Source organism: Streptococcus sp. DD12 (assembly GCF_001578885.1).
Taxonomy (GTDB): Bacteria; Bacillota; Bacilli; order Lactobacillales; family Streptococcaceae; genus Streptococcus.
In genome coordinates this window covers 363,840-379,032 of the sequence record NZ_KQ969495.1, presented here as the reverse complement: position 1 = coordinate 379,032, position 15,193 = coordinate 363,840, and the positions used below count along the sequence as shown (strand labels likewise).

At 42.4% G+C, this 15,193-nt stretch carries 18 protein-coding genes, 2 pseudogenes and 1 other annotated feature; of the genes and pseudogenes, 1 reads left to right on the top strand and 19 read right to left on the bottom strand.

The features are described from left to right. Positions 1-78: 78 nt before the first annotated feature. The 17 genes and pseudogenes from STRDD12_RS01815 to miaA form a co-directional block, all read right to left on the bottom strand. Positions 79-279 (bottom strand): annotated as a pseudogene (locus tag STRDD12_RS01815) (terminase); the annotation flags it as partial. A gap of 81 nt (positions 280-360) precedes the next feature. After that, complete coding sequence (locus STRDD12_RS01810) at positions 361-603, bottom strand: hypothetical protein (RefSeq protein ID WP_156471429.1); 243 nt, start codon at positions 601-603, stop codon at positions 361-363. Between the two features lie 16 nt (positions 604-619). Beyond that, complete coding sequence (locus tag STRDD12_RS01805; RefSeq protein ID WP_066914377.1) at positions 620-871, bottom strand: hypothetical protein; 252 nt, start codon at positions 869-871, stop codon at positions 620-622. Between the two features lie 87 nt (positions 872-958). Further along, the gene (locus STRDD12_RS01800) at positions 959-1,156 is read right to left on the bottom strand and encodes a hypothetical protein (protein ID WP_066914375.1); all 198 of its coding nucleotides are present in this window, start codon (positions 1,154-1,156) and stop codon (positions 959-961) included. Between the two features lie 148 nt (positions 1,157-1,304). After that, positions 1,305-1,484 carry a CPCC family cysteine-rich protein gene (locus tag STRDD12_RS01795; RefSeq protein ID WP_197456658.1) on the bottom strand — a complete coding sequence of 60 codons (180 nt, stop codon included), beginning with the start codon at positions 1,482-1,484 and terminating at the stop codon, positions 1,305-1,307. A 242-nt stretch (positions 1,485-1,726) separates the two neighbouring features. After that, on the bottom strand, positions 1,727-1,915 hold the full coding sequence (locus tag STRDD12_RS01790; protein ID WP_066914373.1) for a hypothetical protein: 189 nt from the start codon (positions 1,913-1,915) through the stop codon (positions 1,727-1,729). Between the two features lie 33 nt (positions 1,916-1,948). Then, the gene (locus STRDD12_RS01785) at positions 1,949-2,152 is read right to left on the bottom strand and encodes a CPCC family cysteine-rich protein (protein WP_156471452.1); all 204 of its coding nucleotides are present in this window, start codon (positions 2,150-2,152) and stop codon (positions 1,949-1,951) included. Continuing rightward, positions 2,121-2,441 (bottom strand): annotated as a pseudogene (locus tag STRDD12_RS08545) (hypothetical protein); the annotation flags it as partial. The pseudogene STRDD12_RS08545 and the gene STRDD12_RS01785, both read right to left, overlap by 32 nt. A 510-nt stretch (positions 2,442-2,951) precedes the next feature. After that, positions 2,952-3,515 carry a CdiA C-terminal domain-containing protein gene (locus STRDD12_RS01775; protein WP_156471428.1) on the bottom strand — a complete coding sequence of 188 codons (564 nt, stop codon included), beginning with the start codon at positions 3,513-3,515 and terminating at the stop codon, positions 2,952-2,954. A 365-nt stretch (positions 3,516-3,880) separates the two neighbouring features. Beyond that, positions 3,881-4,108, bottom strand: coding sequence for a hypothetical protein (locus STRDD12_RS01770; RefSeq protein WP_066914367.1), 228 nt, complete (start codon positions 4,106-4,108; stop codon positions 3,881-3,883). Next, a complete protein-coding gene (locus STRDD12_RS08160) occupies positions 4,095-4,250 on the bottom strand; it encodes a hypothetical protein (RefSeq protein WP_156471427.1) in 156 nt (51 codons plus the stop codon). Before STRDD12_RS08160 ends, STRDD12_RS01770 begins: the two co-directional genes overlap by 14 nt. Positions 4,251-4,307: 57 nt before the next feature. Further along, positions 4,308-4,628 carry a hypothetical protein gene (locus tag STRDD12_RS01765; RefSeq protein WP_066914365.1) on the bottom strand — a complete coding sequence of 107 codons (321 nt, stop codon included), beginning with the start codon at positions 4,626-4,628 and terminating at the stop codon, positions 4,308-4,310. 226 nt (positions 4,629-4,854) lie between these two features. Beyond that, on the bottom strand, positions 4,855-5,814 hold the full coding sequence (locus tag STRDD12_RS01760) for a CdiA C-terminal domain-containing protein (RefSeq protein ID WP_066914363.1): 960 nt from the start codon (positions 5,812-5,814) through the stop codon (positions 4,855-4,857). Between the two features lie 112 nt (positions 5,815-5,926). Beyond that, positions 5,927-6,220 carry a 50S ribosomal protein L27 gene (gene rpmA, locus STRDD12_RS01755; RefSeq protein ID WP_066914361.1) on the bottom strand — a complete coding sequence of 98 codons (294 nt, stop codon included), beginning with the start codon at positions 6,218-6,220 and terminating at the stop codon, positions 5,927-5,929. A 17-nt stretch (positions 6,221-6,237) separates the two neighbouring features. Beyond that, complete coding sequence (locus tag STRDD12_RS01750) at positions 6,238-6,567, bottom strand: ribosomal-processing cysteine protease Prp (protein ID WP_066914359.1); 330 nt, start codon at positions 6,565-6,567, stop codon at positions 6,238-6,240. Positions 6,568-6,572: 5 nt separating this feature from the next. Then, positions 6,573-6,887: a 50S ribosomal protein L21 gene (rplU, locus tag STRDD12_RS01745; protein ID WP_066914357.1), complete on the bottom strand. Its 315-nt coding sequence runs from the start codon at positions 6,885-6,887 to the stop codon at positions 6,573-6,575. 33 nt (positions 6,888-6,920) lie between these two features. Next, positions 6,921-6,994: a sequence feature (ribosomal protein L21 leader region), on the bottom strand. Between the two features lie 31 nt (positions 6,995-7,025). Further along, positions 7,026-7,919, bottom strand: a complete 894-nt coding sequence (gene miaA / locus STRDD12_RS01740; RefSeq protein ID WP_066914355.1) for a tRNA (adenosine(37)-N6)-dimethylallyltransferase MiaA — start codon at positions 7,917-7,919, stop codon at positions 7,026-7,028. 70 nt (positions 7,920-7,989) lie between these two features. Between miaA and STRDD12_RS08040 the strand changes: the two genes are divergently transcribed. Further along, a complete protein-coding gene (locus STRDD12_RS08040) occupies positions 7,990-8,166 on the top strand; it encodes a DUF3042 family protein (RefSeq protein WP_082753036.1) in 177 nt (58 codons plus the stop codon). 117 nt (positions 8,167-8,283) lie between these two features. On the opposite strand, the gene addA is transcribed toward STRDD12_RS08040, so the two are convergent. Together addA and rexB are read right to left on the bottom strand one after the other, a co-directional pair. Continuing rightward, positions 8,284-11,958 carry a helicase-exonuclease AddAB subunit AddA gene (gene addA, locus STRDD12_RS01735; RefSeq protein ID WP_066914353.1) on the bottom strand — a complete coding sequence of 1,225 codons (3,675 nt, stop codon included), beginning with the start codon at positions 11,956-11,958 and terminating at the stop codon, positions 8,284-8,286. After that, complete coding sequence (gene rexB, locus STRDD12_RS01730) at positions 11,951-15,172, bottom strand: ATP-dependent nuclease subunit B (protein WP_066914351.1); 3,222 nt, start codon at positions 15,170-15,172, stop codon at positions 11,951-11,953. The genes addA and rexB overlap by 8 nt, the downstream gene beginning before the upstream one ends. Positions 15,173-15,193 lie beyond the last annotated feature (21 nt).

The following is a 15,193-nucleotide window of genomic DNA, read 5'->3' as shown; positions in this document are numbered from 1 at the left end:
CCAAAAAAATTTACTGCCCTTAATTATACCAAAAAAGCTGAATTTCATCAGGAATCATCCATCAAAGCAGATAGACTAGCCAAACTTCTGATGCACCCAAAGCCCCTTCTTATCCACAGCCATGACGGCATTCAGCAAGTTAACCTGCCAGGAATAACAAGACAAGCCCGTCCGCTCATAGATGGACACAGCCTCGTGCGATTTTGACTTCTTCTTTGTATATGGAAGAATTACCGATTGAGTAGGCTTCTGATTGCCAAGTTTTCTTCCGCTTGCCATATCACATTCCTTTCAATCTTACTGCCTAGTTTAATGTCGTACGACAGGGCATAAGAAAAGCACCTAGAAGTTTCTAAGTGCTTAATACCAAACGAAAGTTTTTTCGTTTGGCAACTCTCCTTTATCCCACATTTGCTTCACTGCTCCACGGGCCTTGTTCGCATAGTACGGATAACCTAATTCTTCATCATAGCTTGACTTAATGGCAACTGTGACTTCCCCAGATTGCTCATCAATCTCAATCATTCCAGGATCGCGATTTTCAGGAATATACCAATACCCCTTGCTCTTAGAATTAAAAATTTTAATTAATTTCAGCATCATAGGTCTCCTTTCTACTTCATCCAAGCAACCCAAGCTTTTTATAATCGTATTTCTGATTAGTTAACTTATGAGCCTCATTATAATTCATTCCTTTTTTCATGAAATTATATTCCATGAGTTCATGGTGTAACATCACAAGGTCATGACGTTGAACGTGCTGACCACCAACTTCTGAGAGCCTCCGCCAACTTTCAGCCATATCATAGCTTGGGTCAAATCGCTTAGGACCTCCCTCTAAATCATGCTCATTAAAGAAAATGTGATTCATTATCTTTTCAACATCCGACCGTGAAAATCCACTATTTTTAGCTACCTTGACTATCTCATACTGCTTATTGCGATTTCTGACAGCATTTTAAAACGTTTGAGCATGACGGTCACGCTCTTTATTATATGGATCATTTCTGTCGTTCCAAGCACCATACACAGCACCGCTACTCTTTTCAGCCCTATTATAGCGCTTCATTTTTTGCTCGTCAACAGATTCTAGACCGATTGTTTTTCTATGGTCAACTCTGGCCTTCTTCTCATCACCCCATTTTTTAGAATGCACATTCTGCCTACGTCCACTAGACGGATGATAAGCCACAGTACACCGACAGTTCTATGGAAGAATTACCAATTGAGTAAGCTTCTGATTGCCAAGTTTATTGCCATACGACAGGGCATAAAAAAAGCACCTAGAAGTTTCTAAGTGTTTTTTATTTGATAGGCTCACCTTTAGCATAGGCCTCTTTAGCTTCTGCTAACGTCATTTTATTAGGACCTCCGTCAATATTCGTTTCACCAGTGTTTTGCCAGTGACAGGTGTCGCAGATATCAAAGGTTTCTACTAGATTGTTACAAACAGGACAGTGAACGAACTCCCACCCATCAATCATTACGATATTCTCTTTTGAAGTCATTATGATAATAATCCTCCCCGTTATCTGGTTTAAACATAGTTGTCGAGCGACTTCTTTTGTTATCGCCAAGTGCAAAAATTTTATTCTCTAAATCATACATTACACGGCGGTACTCAGTATCATACCCAAGAATCTTATCACTAATCGACTCAGCCAGAAGCGACTGACCTTGTTTCAGATATTGCGTTTGTGTAATACTTCCAAACTCATCGGCATACTTACACTACTTCAATATTCTTTATTTCATATTCAAATAACCTTGTCCATCGAAGGCCGGTCTTGACCGATAAAGCGTCAAACTCTTCGTCAAAGGTATCCTTATCTTCAAAAAGACAAATTCCCTCAACAATAAGGTTGTCAGTATCTGTGACCCTTACAACCTTATTGTTGAATGTTCCTAGCTCCATCAGTCTTTCCTTACTTCAAACTTAGTTAAGTGCTTACTTGATAGGTTCACCTTTAGCATAGGCCTCTTTAGCTTCTGCCAACGTCATTTTATTAGGACCGCCATCGATATTTATAATACCTGTGTTTTGCCAATGGCAGACATCACAGATATCATAGTCCATAACTTCATTTCCGCAAACAGGACAATGTAGCCATAGTTCTCCGTCAATTTCCCATGTCTTTTTTGAATTCTTCATCATAATACTCCTTTCCTAGGTCTGGCTTAAACATTGTTTTGATTTTGAATGTTTTTGGATTACCCAAAACATAGATATTATTATCGATATCATAGCGCACTCGTCTATGTTCCGTCAGATAACCTAATATCTTGTCCGAGGTCGGTTTTGATAACAATTCAGAGGCCATTTTTTGATATTCTTCAATGGTTATATCGCCGAACTCTATACCATGATCTTCGAAATGCCCGTTTAAAGATTTCTCGGTAGGAAATTTGGATTTTGTCCATCTTATACGGTCTTTTAACGAATTGTATCCTTCGCCATCATTATACTTCAAATCCTGAAACTTTGCTAGGGAAATGGGGGAGTTCTCAGCACCGAGTATGGCCACTACTTCTTTGTACTCTCTGATGTCTGCCTTTCGGTTGTTATCTCGAACATCAAGGTCCTGCTGCTTACGCCTTTCCATCGCCTTGGAGCTTTCCTTGGTCCATTTCTTAGACCAAGCGTTTTGCTTCTTCCCATCTCCCGGGTGATAATCCACAACACACCGACAGTTCTATGGAAGAATTACCGATTGAGTAGGCTTCTGATTGCCAAGTTTTCTTCCTCTTGCCATATCACATTCCTTTCAATCGTTCTCGCATGATAACCCTATCGCTGGGAGAAAGTAGATCACCTCCTAAACTAGTTATCCAAAAGTGCAATCATTCTTTTTCTTCTCCTTTCCTTGCTTTTTAAGCAAAATTGTTGTATACTTAACTTAATTAAGGAAGTAATCCTGTTCCCCTTGTCCACTATGTGGTCGGAATGACGGTTACTTCCTTTTTTGTACTATATCAATCAAGCTATTGCCACGTTTCATGATAACAGTATCAACATCTCTCCTGCCGCTTCTGTAGATTATTTCCAACTGCTGTAACACTTCTTTTGTGCTAATATTAGATTTTTCTAGTTCAAGCACAAAATTATTTGCTTGTCTTTTTGATTTTCGCATATTGTTATCAACAACATTTTTACCAACTCCCTCAATCTCTTTTAAGTCAAATCGTTCGCCATTGACCAAATAATCAGGAGTCGGAACTTTTAGCGGATAATTTACTTTTGGTACAATCTGGACTTTAACACCAAATTTCTTGGCTAGCCACTCTGCAACCTCTTTTTCTTTTTGTGAATAATCTAAGACAACATACTTCCCGTCAACGTGGTACTTGACCCCCTCAAGATCCCAGTAGCCCATTTCGGCAACAGAACCTTTCCCTGAGTGCTTTAGCCACTCTTTTTTTATGCTCTGATAAGGTTTACTGCCCTGCTGTTGTCCAATCATCTTTCTGCGCTTGATAGCAGTTTTCTTCTCATCACTCCATTTTTTAGAGTGCACATTCTGCCTACGTCCACTAGACGGGCGATAATCTACAGTACACCGACAATTCTATGGAAGAATTACCGATTGAGTAGGCTTCTGATTGCCAAGCTTTCTTCCTCTTGCCATATCACATTCCTTTCAATCGTTCTTGCATGATAACCCTATCGCTGGGAGAAATTGAATCACCACACAATCTATATTTTATTAGTTATCTTTCCGCATTTTTTGCAAACTGCCATTGAATGTGCCCCGAATCCCGTCCATTCGTATTCGTGGTTACATAAAATAGTTTTCATAAACCATTTTTTCAATTTAAAAAGTTGATACACATTCTACTCCTTAAAAAAGTATAATAAAAACACCTAGAAGTTCCTAAGTGCTTAATACCAAGCAACTTGCCCTGATTCTTTCAAGCTACCATCTTCATTATTTAGATTTACAATACATTTTGACACATAATCAAAACCGTATTTCAGGGGGACATTTCGTTTTACCTCACGGGTAGAAGGATTAAGTTCAAAAACCTCCCTCCTACTCACATCGCCTTCAGGAAAGACCTCGTAACGGTAAAAACCATTCACAACTTCAATCAAATTAAATTTTACCATTATTTTTCCTTTCCAAATATCGTGTCAAAGCTTTACCATAATTATAGGTTTCATCTGTTTTAGCATGAGCAGTATCATAATCCATATTCCCTCTGACGTACATATAATCATGCTCTAAACGCTCATCAAGATTATTTATCATGACTTTATCCTTTCAAAAGTAATCCAACTACTAGATGTAAGAACTCAGGATCATCAGTTATTTTTTTATGATTGGATGGTGATTTTCCAGTCCTTTGGTGAATTTACTAGAAGTAAACAATCCTTCTAGTCCCATCGTAAAAACTTCAGCTGCATCTTTATAACATTTTCCTATGTAAGGATCAATGAAGTTATCTCTCTTTACAGTTTCGTGAGCACTATAAGCCGTTTCAAGTTTTAGACTTTTTACAAAGTCATTCCATTCTGCATCTATCTCAGCGATCGTTCTGTCTTTGTTCCGTTCGTGAGCTTCCTTCAGCAATTCATCCAGATTGTCATCTTCTGCTTCAGACCATTTATAATTAAATTCTTTAACCATATCAATCAATCCTTCCGAATTTGAAATCGAACAATTCAGAAAAAACTTTAAGAGCTTTTTCCTGTGCTACAACCTCATTATATCCCAATTTCTTGAATTTTTCTCTATTCATGTTTCCTCTTGTTTTTCTTGTAAAAAATTAAAGAAAGAGTTATAATTTAGGCAGTGAGAGTTACTACCTCCTACATTAAAGGCTTCAGCTGTGGGGGGTGTGTGCTCTCTTTTTTTATTTTCTTTCAAAAATATCAATTATTTCCATATCTTTTACCAAAATGATATTTTCAAGCCAATCCCTGTGTCGGTTAAAGTAAATTCTATCAATTTTAGAGTATATCTCATCAATACCCATAAGTGTTTTAGTGACATCAATAATGAACGACCCTGCTTGTTCTTTTTTATTTACAATAGCATTGTCAATTTTATTTTTGCCTGTTTTTTCAATCTCTTTCAAATCCCAACGGACTTCGTCAATTAGATAATCTGGAGTCTTTAAAGAATTTAGATTATGGACTTCTGGAACTTGAATTACATGTTTACCAAGTGTCTTAGAGAGGATTTCTGCTACCTCAATCTCTCTATCGATAGGTTTGAAAATGACATTTCTACCGTCAATGTGGTACTTGTTTCCATCGTGCTCCCAATAGTATTGCTCGCTTACTTTCGCCTTTGATAAATCAGCAGCTGTTAGCCACTTGTCTTTCACAGAATTATAAGCGTGATGAGGAATTTGTTTCTGTCGGTTTCCTGATGTCTGCTTCACCTCCTCAGCTTGCTCTACATCTTGATTCAAAGTCGTCTCTCGGTCTAGCGTGCTACCGCCTGCCTTGTACCTCATCTCTATATGACCGTATAAAGAACAGCGACAATTCGGGTGCATCGGGTACATGTTGATACCTTTTTCTAATTCAGAAACCGGTATAGCCTTTCCATCAAGTGGCCCACAAATATCACAAGCACCAGGTTCGGCCACGAATATCATGTGAGTGAACTTATTTTCCTTGAGCATGGCCAGTTGCGTGTCAGCGTTAATCCTGGCTATTTCCGTCTTGAGCAAACGTTGAGCATTCTTCTCACTGGTACCACCATCAAGGAAACCCAAGAAAGATTGGGACACGAGAATATCCAAACAACTATGGACATCTATGCTAACGTTACCCCAAAATGCCAAAAATGAAGTGGCTAACAAGTTCGCTTCCTACATTGGTTTTTAAAATATGGGTACCACGGTGGGTACCAAAACAAAAAAAATAGGCTTTCCGATAATCTCGGAAAGCCTTATTTCATGCGGTTTCACCACATTATTTAGCAATTGGGTAAACAGAAACTTGTTTCTTGTCACGACCTTTACGCTCGAAACGTACCACACCTTCAACTTTTGCAAAAAGGGTGTCATCTCCACCACGTCCTACGTTAGCACCTGGGTAGATATGAGTTCCGCGTTGACGGTAAAGGATAGAACCGCCTGAAACAGTTTGTCCGTCAGCAGCTTTTGCGCCAAGACGTTTCGCTTGTGAGTCACGTCCATTTGACGTAGAACCCCCACCTTTTTTGTGGGCGAATAATTGCAAGTTAGTCAGATTTAATTGTAACATATGATTGTCCTCTCTTATCAGTCTGTAATGACCTGGCAACTGACAAAATCTGAAGCATTGTCAGCTAAATTAGTCATCCCCAGAAGAAATGCCTCCATCAAGAGTTGGCTTTTTTCTTCCTGAGTATCAGCCAAGGAAACTTGAATAAAGCCTCCTTCATCTTCGTTAATGGCAAAGTCAAAATTGACAGGCGTCAATAGTTCTAAGCTATTAACCGTGTTCAAAGCTAAGCTACTCGTTGCAGCACAAACGATGTCTTGGCCATAGGGACCACTGTCAGCATGACCAGTTAACTGCGCTGAAACAAGTTGGCCACTCGCCTGACGCTTAAATTGTGCTGTAATCATGTGCCTTAAGCGTTGATGGCTTTAATAACAACCTTCGTGTAAGGTTGACGGTGACCTTGTTTACGGTGGCTACCTTTTTTAGGTTTGTACTTGTAAGTCACAACCTTCTTTTGTTTTCCTTGTTTTTCAACAGTTCCAACAACAGTTGCGCCTTCAACAAGTGGTTTACCTACAACAGTTTTGTCGCCACCGACCAAGACAACTTGATCAAATGTAACTTCTGAACCAGCTTCAACGTCAATCTTTTCGACATAGATGGCTTGCTCAACTTCAACTTTAACTTGTTTACCACCAGTTTTGATGATTGCATATGTGCTCATGATGCACCTCCTGAAAAAATAATGTGAGGAAAATCCTCAGTGAAGACTCGCCTAGCATCGTGAGCTTGCGCTACTTAGAAACGATGGTCGTGCGGTTGCACCAGAATGTGCATAAGTCAACTCACATAGTATACCATATCAACTATCTCTTGACAAGAGAAAATCAGAAACCTCACTAAAAAGAGCTTCTTGCCAACCATCAGCTTGAATATCATAAAAATCAACTGCCATTCGGTTACGAAACCAAGTCAGTTGGCGTTTGGCAAAACGGCGGCTGTTGCGCTTGAGTAAATCTGTGGCTTCCTGCAAGGAAACTTGACCCTTCAGATAAGGAAAAAGCTCCTTATAACCGATAGCTCGTGCTGCTTGGGCATCAGGGAAGTTGTCGTAAAGCCAACGCGCCTCCGCCAAAAGTCCCGCATCCATCATGGCGTCCACCCGTTGGTTGATCCGTTGATAGAGTTGCTCCCGATCGGTTGTTAAACCAAGTATGAGTGGCTGGTAATCTGGTCTCGAATTTTGTTGATGAACCGCAAATTGAGCCAACTCCAAAGCCCGAATGTAACGACGCCGATTCGGTTCTTTGATGCTTATACCCGCAGTTGAAACTTTTTGCGCAAGCACTTCATCTGATAACTGCTCTAACTCACTGCGATAGGCCAATACTTGCTTTTGGTCAACCTCACCACCCAGATGATAGCCTTCCAATAGACTCTGGATATAGAGACCCGTGCCTCCCACTAGAATAGGCAATTTACCTTTCTGACAGATGGCTTCAATCGCAGCCTTGGCTTCACTGACAAAGTCATAAACCGAATAAGTCTCCCAAACATGTCGTCTGTCAATCAAATGGTGCTTGGCTTGTGCTTGTTCTTTGGGGGTGGCCTTGGCAGTCCCAATCGCTAATTCGGTATAAATCTGCTGACTATCTCCAGAGATAATCTCGCCATCAAAAGCCTGGGCCAGGGCAATCCCTAGTGCGGTTTTTCCCACCGCAGTGGGTCCAACAATAACAATTAGTGGTGTGTTCATATTTTTCCTTGAAAGCGTAATTGATTTTGCTATAATGTTTATTATACCATATAAAAAAGGAGACCTCATTATGGCAAAAAAACATGGATTTATCAAAGGTTTGGCAACAGGTGTCGCTGGCTCAGCTGCTTTGGTAGCTGGTGCTGTTTACACCATTCAAAAGAAATTCATTGAACCTGAAGAAAAAAAAGCAGCCTTCATTGAAGAAAACCGTAAAAAAGCGGCTCGCCGTCGCGTGGCTCGCTAAAAAAATAAAAAACTGGTGCTGACACCAGTTTTTTTATTTGCCTAAAAGATTTGTTAAAAAGTCGCTAGAAGGCAAGGGACTTTTAGAGAGGGCTCCTATCTCAGAATGGCGATTGCTTTAGGTTTGAATCACCCTAATTTGGTCTCCACCTAATAAAATCAAATAAGATTCCACAGGTTTGTTTTCATATGACCGTTGCAGGGCCTCACTGTAGAGAGCCATCTGACCTCTGTAGCGCTCAGCTATTTCTTGTGGGTCGCTATAACGGTCGGTTTTATAATCAAAAAGAATCAGACGGTCCTCTAAAACCAGATAGCCATCGACAATCCCCCGCACCACATATTGCTCGGTAGAAACAGGATCTGTTGCCAACATGGCAAAGGGCGCTTCACGGTGTATGTGTTGATACTGTTCTTGAATAAGTTGCCCCAGAGGGGTTTGTTCAAAAAAGTTAGCAATCATATCGATTCGAACCTTATCTTTGACGACTTGTGGCGCATCCACGCGCTCTAGTGCTTCTTGCACATTAAACAAGGTCACTTGTGAAGACAACCTCACCCGTTGCATCAATTCGTGCGTGGCAGAACCGACTGCTGCTGGAGTCGCCTGCTGGCTGGAGGACAGCTCTGGTAGGCTAAAACGGAGTTTTTCTTGAGCTTTTTGGGGCTGAATAGCATCTAACACGACACCATCGGTTTCCATAATCGGTTCATAATACTTTTTGACCTGACTGGGCGTTCGCACAGAAGGAAGTTCGATGGCAGCTTGATAGGTCTGATTGTGTTTTTCGACCGCATCAAGCCGTTTGAGGGCTTGCGAAATGTCATCTGATTGGCGATTGTTAGAAAGAGAATCTTTCACGACAAACGCTGCCGGTTCTTTTAATGGACTTAGACCAACTAAGTCTTCATCGGTGACAAATGTCAGGTCAAAGGCCAAGCCCTGACTAGCAAAAACAGTGGCCACAGCAAGTATCCAAGACTGAAAATTCTGGCTCGTTTGACGCAAATCGAGTGGCAAGACGCCTGCTTCTGCTTTGGCTTCAATTGGCTCCTGCAACTTATCTTTACTGCCTTTACCGACCAGATAGAGGCGTTTTTCAGCCCGGGTCATGGCCACATAAAGCAACCGCATCTGCTCAGACAAGTAGGCCAATTTTTCTTCTTCTTGAAACATGCGATAAGGTAGCGTCATTATCTCGACAGGGACACTCACCAGAGGGCTATCTGGGAACTCAGACTTGAGGTCAGCTGTATATTTAATCCCAATGCCCTGGTCACGATTGAGCACCAGAGCACTCTTTTGGTCGGTTTGATTAAACCGTTTTTCCGTATTGAGCACAAAGACATAAGGAAACTCTAAACCTTTACTGCTATGGATAGTCATCAAGGTCACGGCATTCTCAGGTGGGGTAACCGTTACAACGTCCAAGTCGTTTTGATTGGCAATCACCTTATCAATCATGCTGATAAAACGAGGCAGTCCCTTAAATCCTGAATTTTCATATTGTTGGGCCCGTTGAGCAAGGGCACTAAGGTTGGCTTGCCTTTGCGCGTAGTTGGGAAGACTTAAGACTGTGTCAAAATAAAACCGATCGTTGTAAATGGTCCAAATCAACTCATAGAGACTGTGATTTAAGGTATAGCTCCGCCATTTTTGAAAAGTCTGCTCAAAGGTCTGCAGTTTCTCTTTGAGCGCTTGGGTAATCAGCTGTTGCTGGTGGCCGCGACCTTGAAGCGCCCTTTGCAATTTAACATAAAAACGCCCGCCGTCCTTTTTATCTCCTTGAAGGGCAATCCTAGCCAACTGGTCTTCATCGAAAGCAAACATGGCTGATTTAAGCAAGGCAACCAGTGCATAGTCTTGCAAGGGATTATCAATCGCTCGTAAGGTATCTAGCATAACCATGACTTCGACAGACTCTAAGTAGCTACCTGACCCGCTATCAGTGACCAGAGGAATGCCTAATCGATCAAAGGTTCGACTAATACTTTCATTGCTCGAACGTGTTGGAACCAGTAAGGTAATCTCTGAAAAGGCAACTCCCTCTTCCTTGTGCAGGCGCATGATTTCCTTGGCAACCATCAGAAATTGCCCTGGTTCGGCAGTTGTGTTTGCCAGTGAGTCCTCTTGCACCGATTCGCTTGAATCGTCATAAACCAATACCTTGGTTCGGTTTTCGACTTGTTCCATTTTTTGCTCGGGACTGCCCGCAACCAGCTCGTGTCCCCCTTTATAGGCGACATCACCAATTCTTTCGTCCATAAGGTGGCAAAATAGGTCGTTGGTACTGTCTAACACCTCTTTTTGACTTCGGAAATTTTCTTTCAAGACAATCAGGCAACCTTCTTCGGGGTCTTCTTGGAAACGTTTGAAGGTTTGGTTGAAAATTTGCGGATCCGCTTGTCGAAAACGGTAGATAGACTGCTTGATATCACCAACCATAAACCGATTGTGGCCATTTGATAACAGCTCCAGCATTTTTTCTTGCGTATGGTTATTATCCTGATACTCATCGACCATGACCTCGACATAGCGCTCTTGATACAGTTGGCGAATTTCGGGATGCTCTTCTAAAATTTGAATGGCAAAGTGACTAATGTCTGAAAAGTCAAAGGCGCCTTCTTGACGCTTTTGCGCTAAATAAGCCTTAGAAAAATCTTGGACAAAACCTTGAAGGACTTTCAGCAGGGGAAGAGCTTCTTTTTGGTAAGTTTTAATCACCGAAAACGTGAAAAAATTCTGCTTAGCCTCTCCTAATTTGGCCATCCATTGGTTTTTTTCACTGTTATAACTTTCTTTAAAAAACTTAAGTTCAGGATCTTTGGGCCTTTTCTGGTTGGTTAACGCCTTCCCTCTCTCTGACTTGCCTAAGGTATAAACCCTGTCAATAACTTGGGCAAGCGTAGTGGCATCTGTGAAAGGGGTAATCGGCTCTAATAAGCTGACAAGGTCTGAAACATTGGCCAAGTAAGCCACTGGTTTTTTGTCACTAGCATATAAAGCAGTCGCTTCTTCGAGATGATGTCTAAAAAATTCACGCGCCTCTATCACCGTTGACCGAGCCTCTTCCACATGGTTCTGCAGGTAGGCTTCCTGAGCCTCTTCATCCTCAGCACCTTTCAAAAAATGCTGGGCCAACCAAGTCTTTGGGGAGGCTGTTGACTGGCTAAAGTCATAGATGGCAAATACCTGTTGGCGGAAATTTGTGGCATCCTTGCGATTGGTCGAAAAATTGTTAACCAAGCGCAGAAAATCTTCCTTATCTTCTGCCGCCATATAGCGGTCAAAGGTCTTCTCAAAAGCCCCTTGTTTGAGTAATTCTCGCTCACTGCTGGCTTCTAAAATACGAAAATGTGGCGCGATACCAATGGTGTAACCGTAGCGGTTAACAAACTGTTTGGTAAAGGCATCCATGGTACCAATATCTGCCGTCTGTATCAGGTTAGCTTGTTGGGCCAGAAAACTTCGCAGGTCCTGGTCTTGGGTCTGACTGATGACCTGACCTAATTTCTTTTCCAAGCGTTCTTTGAGTTCACGGGCTGCCTTAACCGTGAAGGTGGAGATAAAGAGGCGGTCGATACCGACTCCCCGACAAATCATGTCAATAATGCGCTCAACCATGACGAAGGTTTTCCCTGAACCGGCCGAGGCTGACACCAGAATGTTAGTCCCGTGGCGATAGATGGCTGCGATCTGTTCGGGTGTTCGTTTTTGAGAAAGATCCGATTGGGCTTCTTGAATTTGCAACTTTTCAATTTCTTGGTCTGTCAAAAAACGACCATTAGTCATGTCCTAACTCCTCTCTAATACGTTCGAAAAAGGCTTCTTTGGGTTTTCTAGGAATGGTTAACCACCGACGCGCTTGTGAAAAATGATGGTTGGCTTCAAAGTGGGTAATGGCCTTGAGTTGCGTTCCAGCTACCACTTTCCCATCCTCAGTGTAGGGATTAATCGCAAAGTGTCCTTGGCGTATGGTCGCTTCGGCCCTTTCAAACAAGTGACGATTGTAGGCTAGTAAGGTTTCGATTTCAGCCTCTTCAAAGGTGCTTTTTGAACTAATGGCATAGGGGCCCGACGTCAAATAGGGACTGGCCTCCTTTAAGAAAATACCTTGATAAAGCATATCCTTTTGCAACTCTGAAACAGCATCAGACAACTGGGATACATCCTGCAGGGCAACTTTTGGCTCCTGCATCTGCAGATACATGGCCCCAAAAACCTTGTCTAATCGCGCTTCCTCTTGAAGCAAGGCTTGAATATAAGTCACCAATTGGGGGCTTAAGCCATTGTAAAATTTCTGAATATCAAATGCTTGTTTACTGGACTTGTAATCCACAATTCCCGACCGCTCTTGGTCTTTTAGCACATCTATACGGTCAATAATCCCAGAAACAGACAAATGCTCAGACAAAGGTAAGACGAATTGTTTTTCTTCTGCCTGAGACAAAACAAAGTGGTCCTCTGCCACAACAGAACCCGTTGCACGTGCGATGGTCTCAAGCCGAGACAAACTGTATTGGCCCGACCAATCTCCCTGATAGGCATCAACAAAGGCAACTTCTTGGTTGGTGGAAGAAATCGCTTTTTCCATTTTTTGGTCAAAAGGTATTCCGCTATGGTCTTGTAAGACACGCTCAAAAACACGATGCAGGTAAACGCCGTGTTGGCGCGCATCAGGGTGAATACTGGCTCTTTCTTCTAGACCAAGCACGTACTGGAGAAAATACCTATACTGGTTATCGTAAAAGGTTGTCAAGGCTGATGCTGACAACCGCAACGGTTCATTTTCAGGGAAACGTAACCGCATCACCTCTTGACTGACTGGCTTGGTTGTCAGTTGCCCATCAAAGGCAGGGAGATGCAACTGTGCTTTTTCCAAATAACGCCTCAAATAGCGACCGGCAACTGTCCAGAAGGTCTCTTGTTCTTGACTATTTGGAACAGCCAGCTGATAATGAGCCAAGACGCGTGACAAGAGGGACTTAGCATTTCCAATATCACTCGGTTGAAGCCGTGTGAGCGACTGGGATTTATTTTGCATGGAAAGTCCAAAATCAAGCAACTCTTGCACATAGGGGGAGAGAGTTTGTTCTTCTTCTTGCTTGAAGCGTGGCTGCGAGAGCACAAGTTTTTCAGTCGCTGCATGAAAAACAGACAGGGCTGTATAGAGATTCTTTTGATTATTTTCTTGACTAGGTAGGTCTAAGCGTTTGTCACTATCAGTGCTTTCGTTAATCAACTGGCGTTCTTCGTCAGATAGCAAGCTGTCATTTTGGGCAATCTTTGGAAAGTTTTGCGCTGACATGCCCAGGGCAAAAACCAGGCGATTGGCATGCGGTTCGACCAAATCATAGGACTGCACGGTCACCGTGTCAACGGTCGCAGGGATGGTGCGATAGGTACTGTTTAACATAGCTGAGGCCAGTAGGTCCAGCAATTGTGTCATCGAAATGCTTTCTTCTGAAAACAAGAGCTGAGCCTGAGCTAAGATATCTGAAAAACTTTTAAAGACCTCTTGTGTCTTTAAAACTTCCTCTTCATCTTCACTAGCCACCATCTGATTAAGATTAGCTTCTAAGTGGCTATCCGCAAAAAAGGCCACCAATCGCTGTAAATGGCCAAGGCCATTAGAGCTTTCCTTATCATGTAACAGTTTAGCCAAGGGTTGCATGAGCTTCTCACGAATCGCATTTAACTGTTTCAGATTGTAATTTTCTTTTTTGCCAGCCGTAAACGCTTTAAAAAAAGCATCCCCCTGAATATCCGCATAGCGGACATAATCATCCCAAATATCCAAGTCCTCTTGACTTATCTGACCATACAAACCCGATTTAATGAGATTGCGCACATCATCCTGACGCAAATGGTAGCGGAAAATCCGCGAAAGGCTGTCTAAAACATGCACTAAAGGATGACTGCTCATCTTATGCGCATAAGAGAGATGATAAGGGATTTCATACTTGTCAAAGATTTGCCCCAAGCTTTGCCGGTAGGCTTCCACATCTCCTAAAAGGACGGTTATATCCTTGTAGCGGTAACCTTGATAAATATAATCACGAATGGCTGTCGCCACTCCCTCGATTTCTTCTTGTAGACTAGGCATAGTCCATAACTCAAGCGCCTGGTGCTCACTTTCTGTTAGCTTGAGGTCAGTCTGCGTGAAGGCATGCTTGGCTTCAAAGAGATGAGACAAGCGGCTAAAGGCTTCTGGGTAAGTAAGACTTGAGGTCAGGTATTCTGCTTTTACCTCAAAACGATGCGCTAAATCCTGGATAAACTGAAAACTCGCTTGGTAAACATTGCCCTCAATAAAAGAAGAACGCATCGCATCTTGACTCAGGTAAGTACCGATAACAATTTCAGCCCCCATGTCGTGCATGAGACTGACAAGGCTATCTTCTTGGGCAGAAAAACGGGTAAAGCCATCAATAATGACCGTTACAGCACTTAAGTCCTGCTCCCATGTCTTTGAGCGCATCGCTGTCAGTAGCTGACCTATCTGAGTTTCTTGTTGGTAAGCGTAGTTGGCTAGGATATCATCAACAGCAGCAAAGATTTTTTCCAAATCTGCCTGTTTTTCAGGAGGATTGAGCCCTTCTAAATCAGCCACAGTCATCTGGGCCACTTGCAGTTCTTGATACAAGGAAACCAGCTGGGCGATAAAGCCAGCCTCCAAGCGTAAACGCCCAAAAATACGAAGGTCGTCATCGGATAATTGCATCAAGGCACGGTAAAAGACCATGACTAAACCAGAGTCATCTAGCTGTTTTTGCCCTTGCACACTATCCAACACAAAGTAACGAGCCATCTGGCTAAAACGAGTCACTGTCACAGCAAAAGAAGCCTGCCCTTTAAGATGGCTCAAAACCGCTCGCTCTTTATCAAAAGACAGGGAATTTGGGGCAATATAAAAAACACGTCGCCCGTGATCTGCTGACTTCTGGGCGATCTGCGCTAAAATCTCCGTCAAATCCTCTTGTAAATCTGTATAGACCAGTCGCATGCGCTTCTCCTTATCAGTTCT

What these genes read in the sequence shown, in the direction of transcription:
- STRDD12_RS01795 (WP_197456658.1), bottom strand. Translation starts at nt 1,484, where the DNA reads ATGATTGATGGGTGGGAGTTCGTTCACTGTCCTGTTTGTAACAATCTA.
- STRDD12_RS01750 (WP_066914359.1), bottom strand. Translation starts at nt 6,567, where the DNA reads ATGATTACAGCACAATTTAAGCGTCAGGCGAGTGGCCAACTTGTTTCA.
- addA (WP_066914353.1), bottom strand. Translation starts at nt 11,958, where the DNA reads ATGACTAATGGTCGTTTTTTGACAGACCAAGAAATTGAAAAGTTGCAA.
- STRDD12_RS01805 (WP_066914377.1), bottom strand. Translation starts at nt 871, where the DNA reads ATGAATCACATTTTCTTTAATGAGCATGATTTAGAGGGAGGTCCTAAG.
- STRDD12_RS08040 (WP_082753036.1), top strand. Translation starts at nt 7,990, where the DNA reads ATGGCAAAAAAACATGGATTTATCAAAGGTTTGGCAACAGGTGTCGCT.
- STRDD12_RS01770 (WP_066914367.1), bottom strand. Translation starts at nt 4,108, where the DNA reads ATGGTAAAATTTAATTTGATTGAAGTTGTGAATGGTTTTTACCGTTAC.
- miaA (WP_066914355.1), bottom strand. Translation starts at nt 7,919, where the DNA reads ATGAACACACCACTAATTGTTATTGTTGGACCCACTGCGGTGGGAAAA.
- rplU (WP_066914357.1), bottom strand. Translation starts at nt 6,887, where the DNA reads ATGAGCACATATGCAATCATCAAAACTGGTGGTAAACAAGTTAAAGTT.
- STRDD12_RS01790 (WP_066914373.1), bottom strand. Translation starts at nt 1,915, where the DNA reads ATGGAGCTAGGAACATTCAACAATAAGGTTGTAAGGGTCACAGATACT.
- rexB (WP_066914351.1), bottom strand. Translation starts at nt 15,172, where the DNA reads ATGCGACTGGTCTATACAGATTTACAAGAGGATTTGACGGAGATTTTA.
- STRDD12_RS01785 (WP_156471452.1), bottom strand. Translation starts at nt 2,152, where the DNA reads ATGAAGAATTCAAAAAAGACATGGGAAATTGACGGAGAACTATGGCTA.
- STRDD12_RS01765 (WP_066914365.1), bottom strand. Translation starts at nt 4,628, where the DNA reads ATGGTTAAAGAATTTAATTATAAATGGTCTGAAGCAGAAGATGACAAT.
- STRDD12_RS01810 (WP_156471429.1), bottom strand. Translation starts at nt 603, where the DNA reads ATGATGCTGAAATTAATTAAAATTTTTAATTCTAAGAGCAAGGGGTAT.
- STRDD12_RS08160 (WP_156471427.1), bottom strand. Translation starts at nt 4,250, where the DNA reads ATGATAAATAATCTTGATGAGCGTTTAGAGCATGATTATATGTACGTC.
- rpmA (WP_066914361.1), bottom strand. Translation starts at nt 6,220, where the DNA reads ATGTTACAATTAAATCTGACTAACTTGCAATTATTCGCCCACAAAAAA.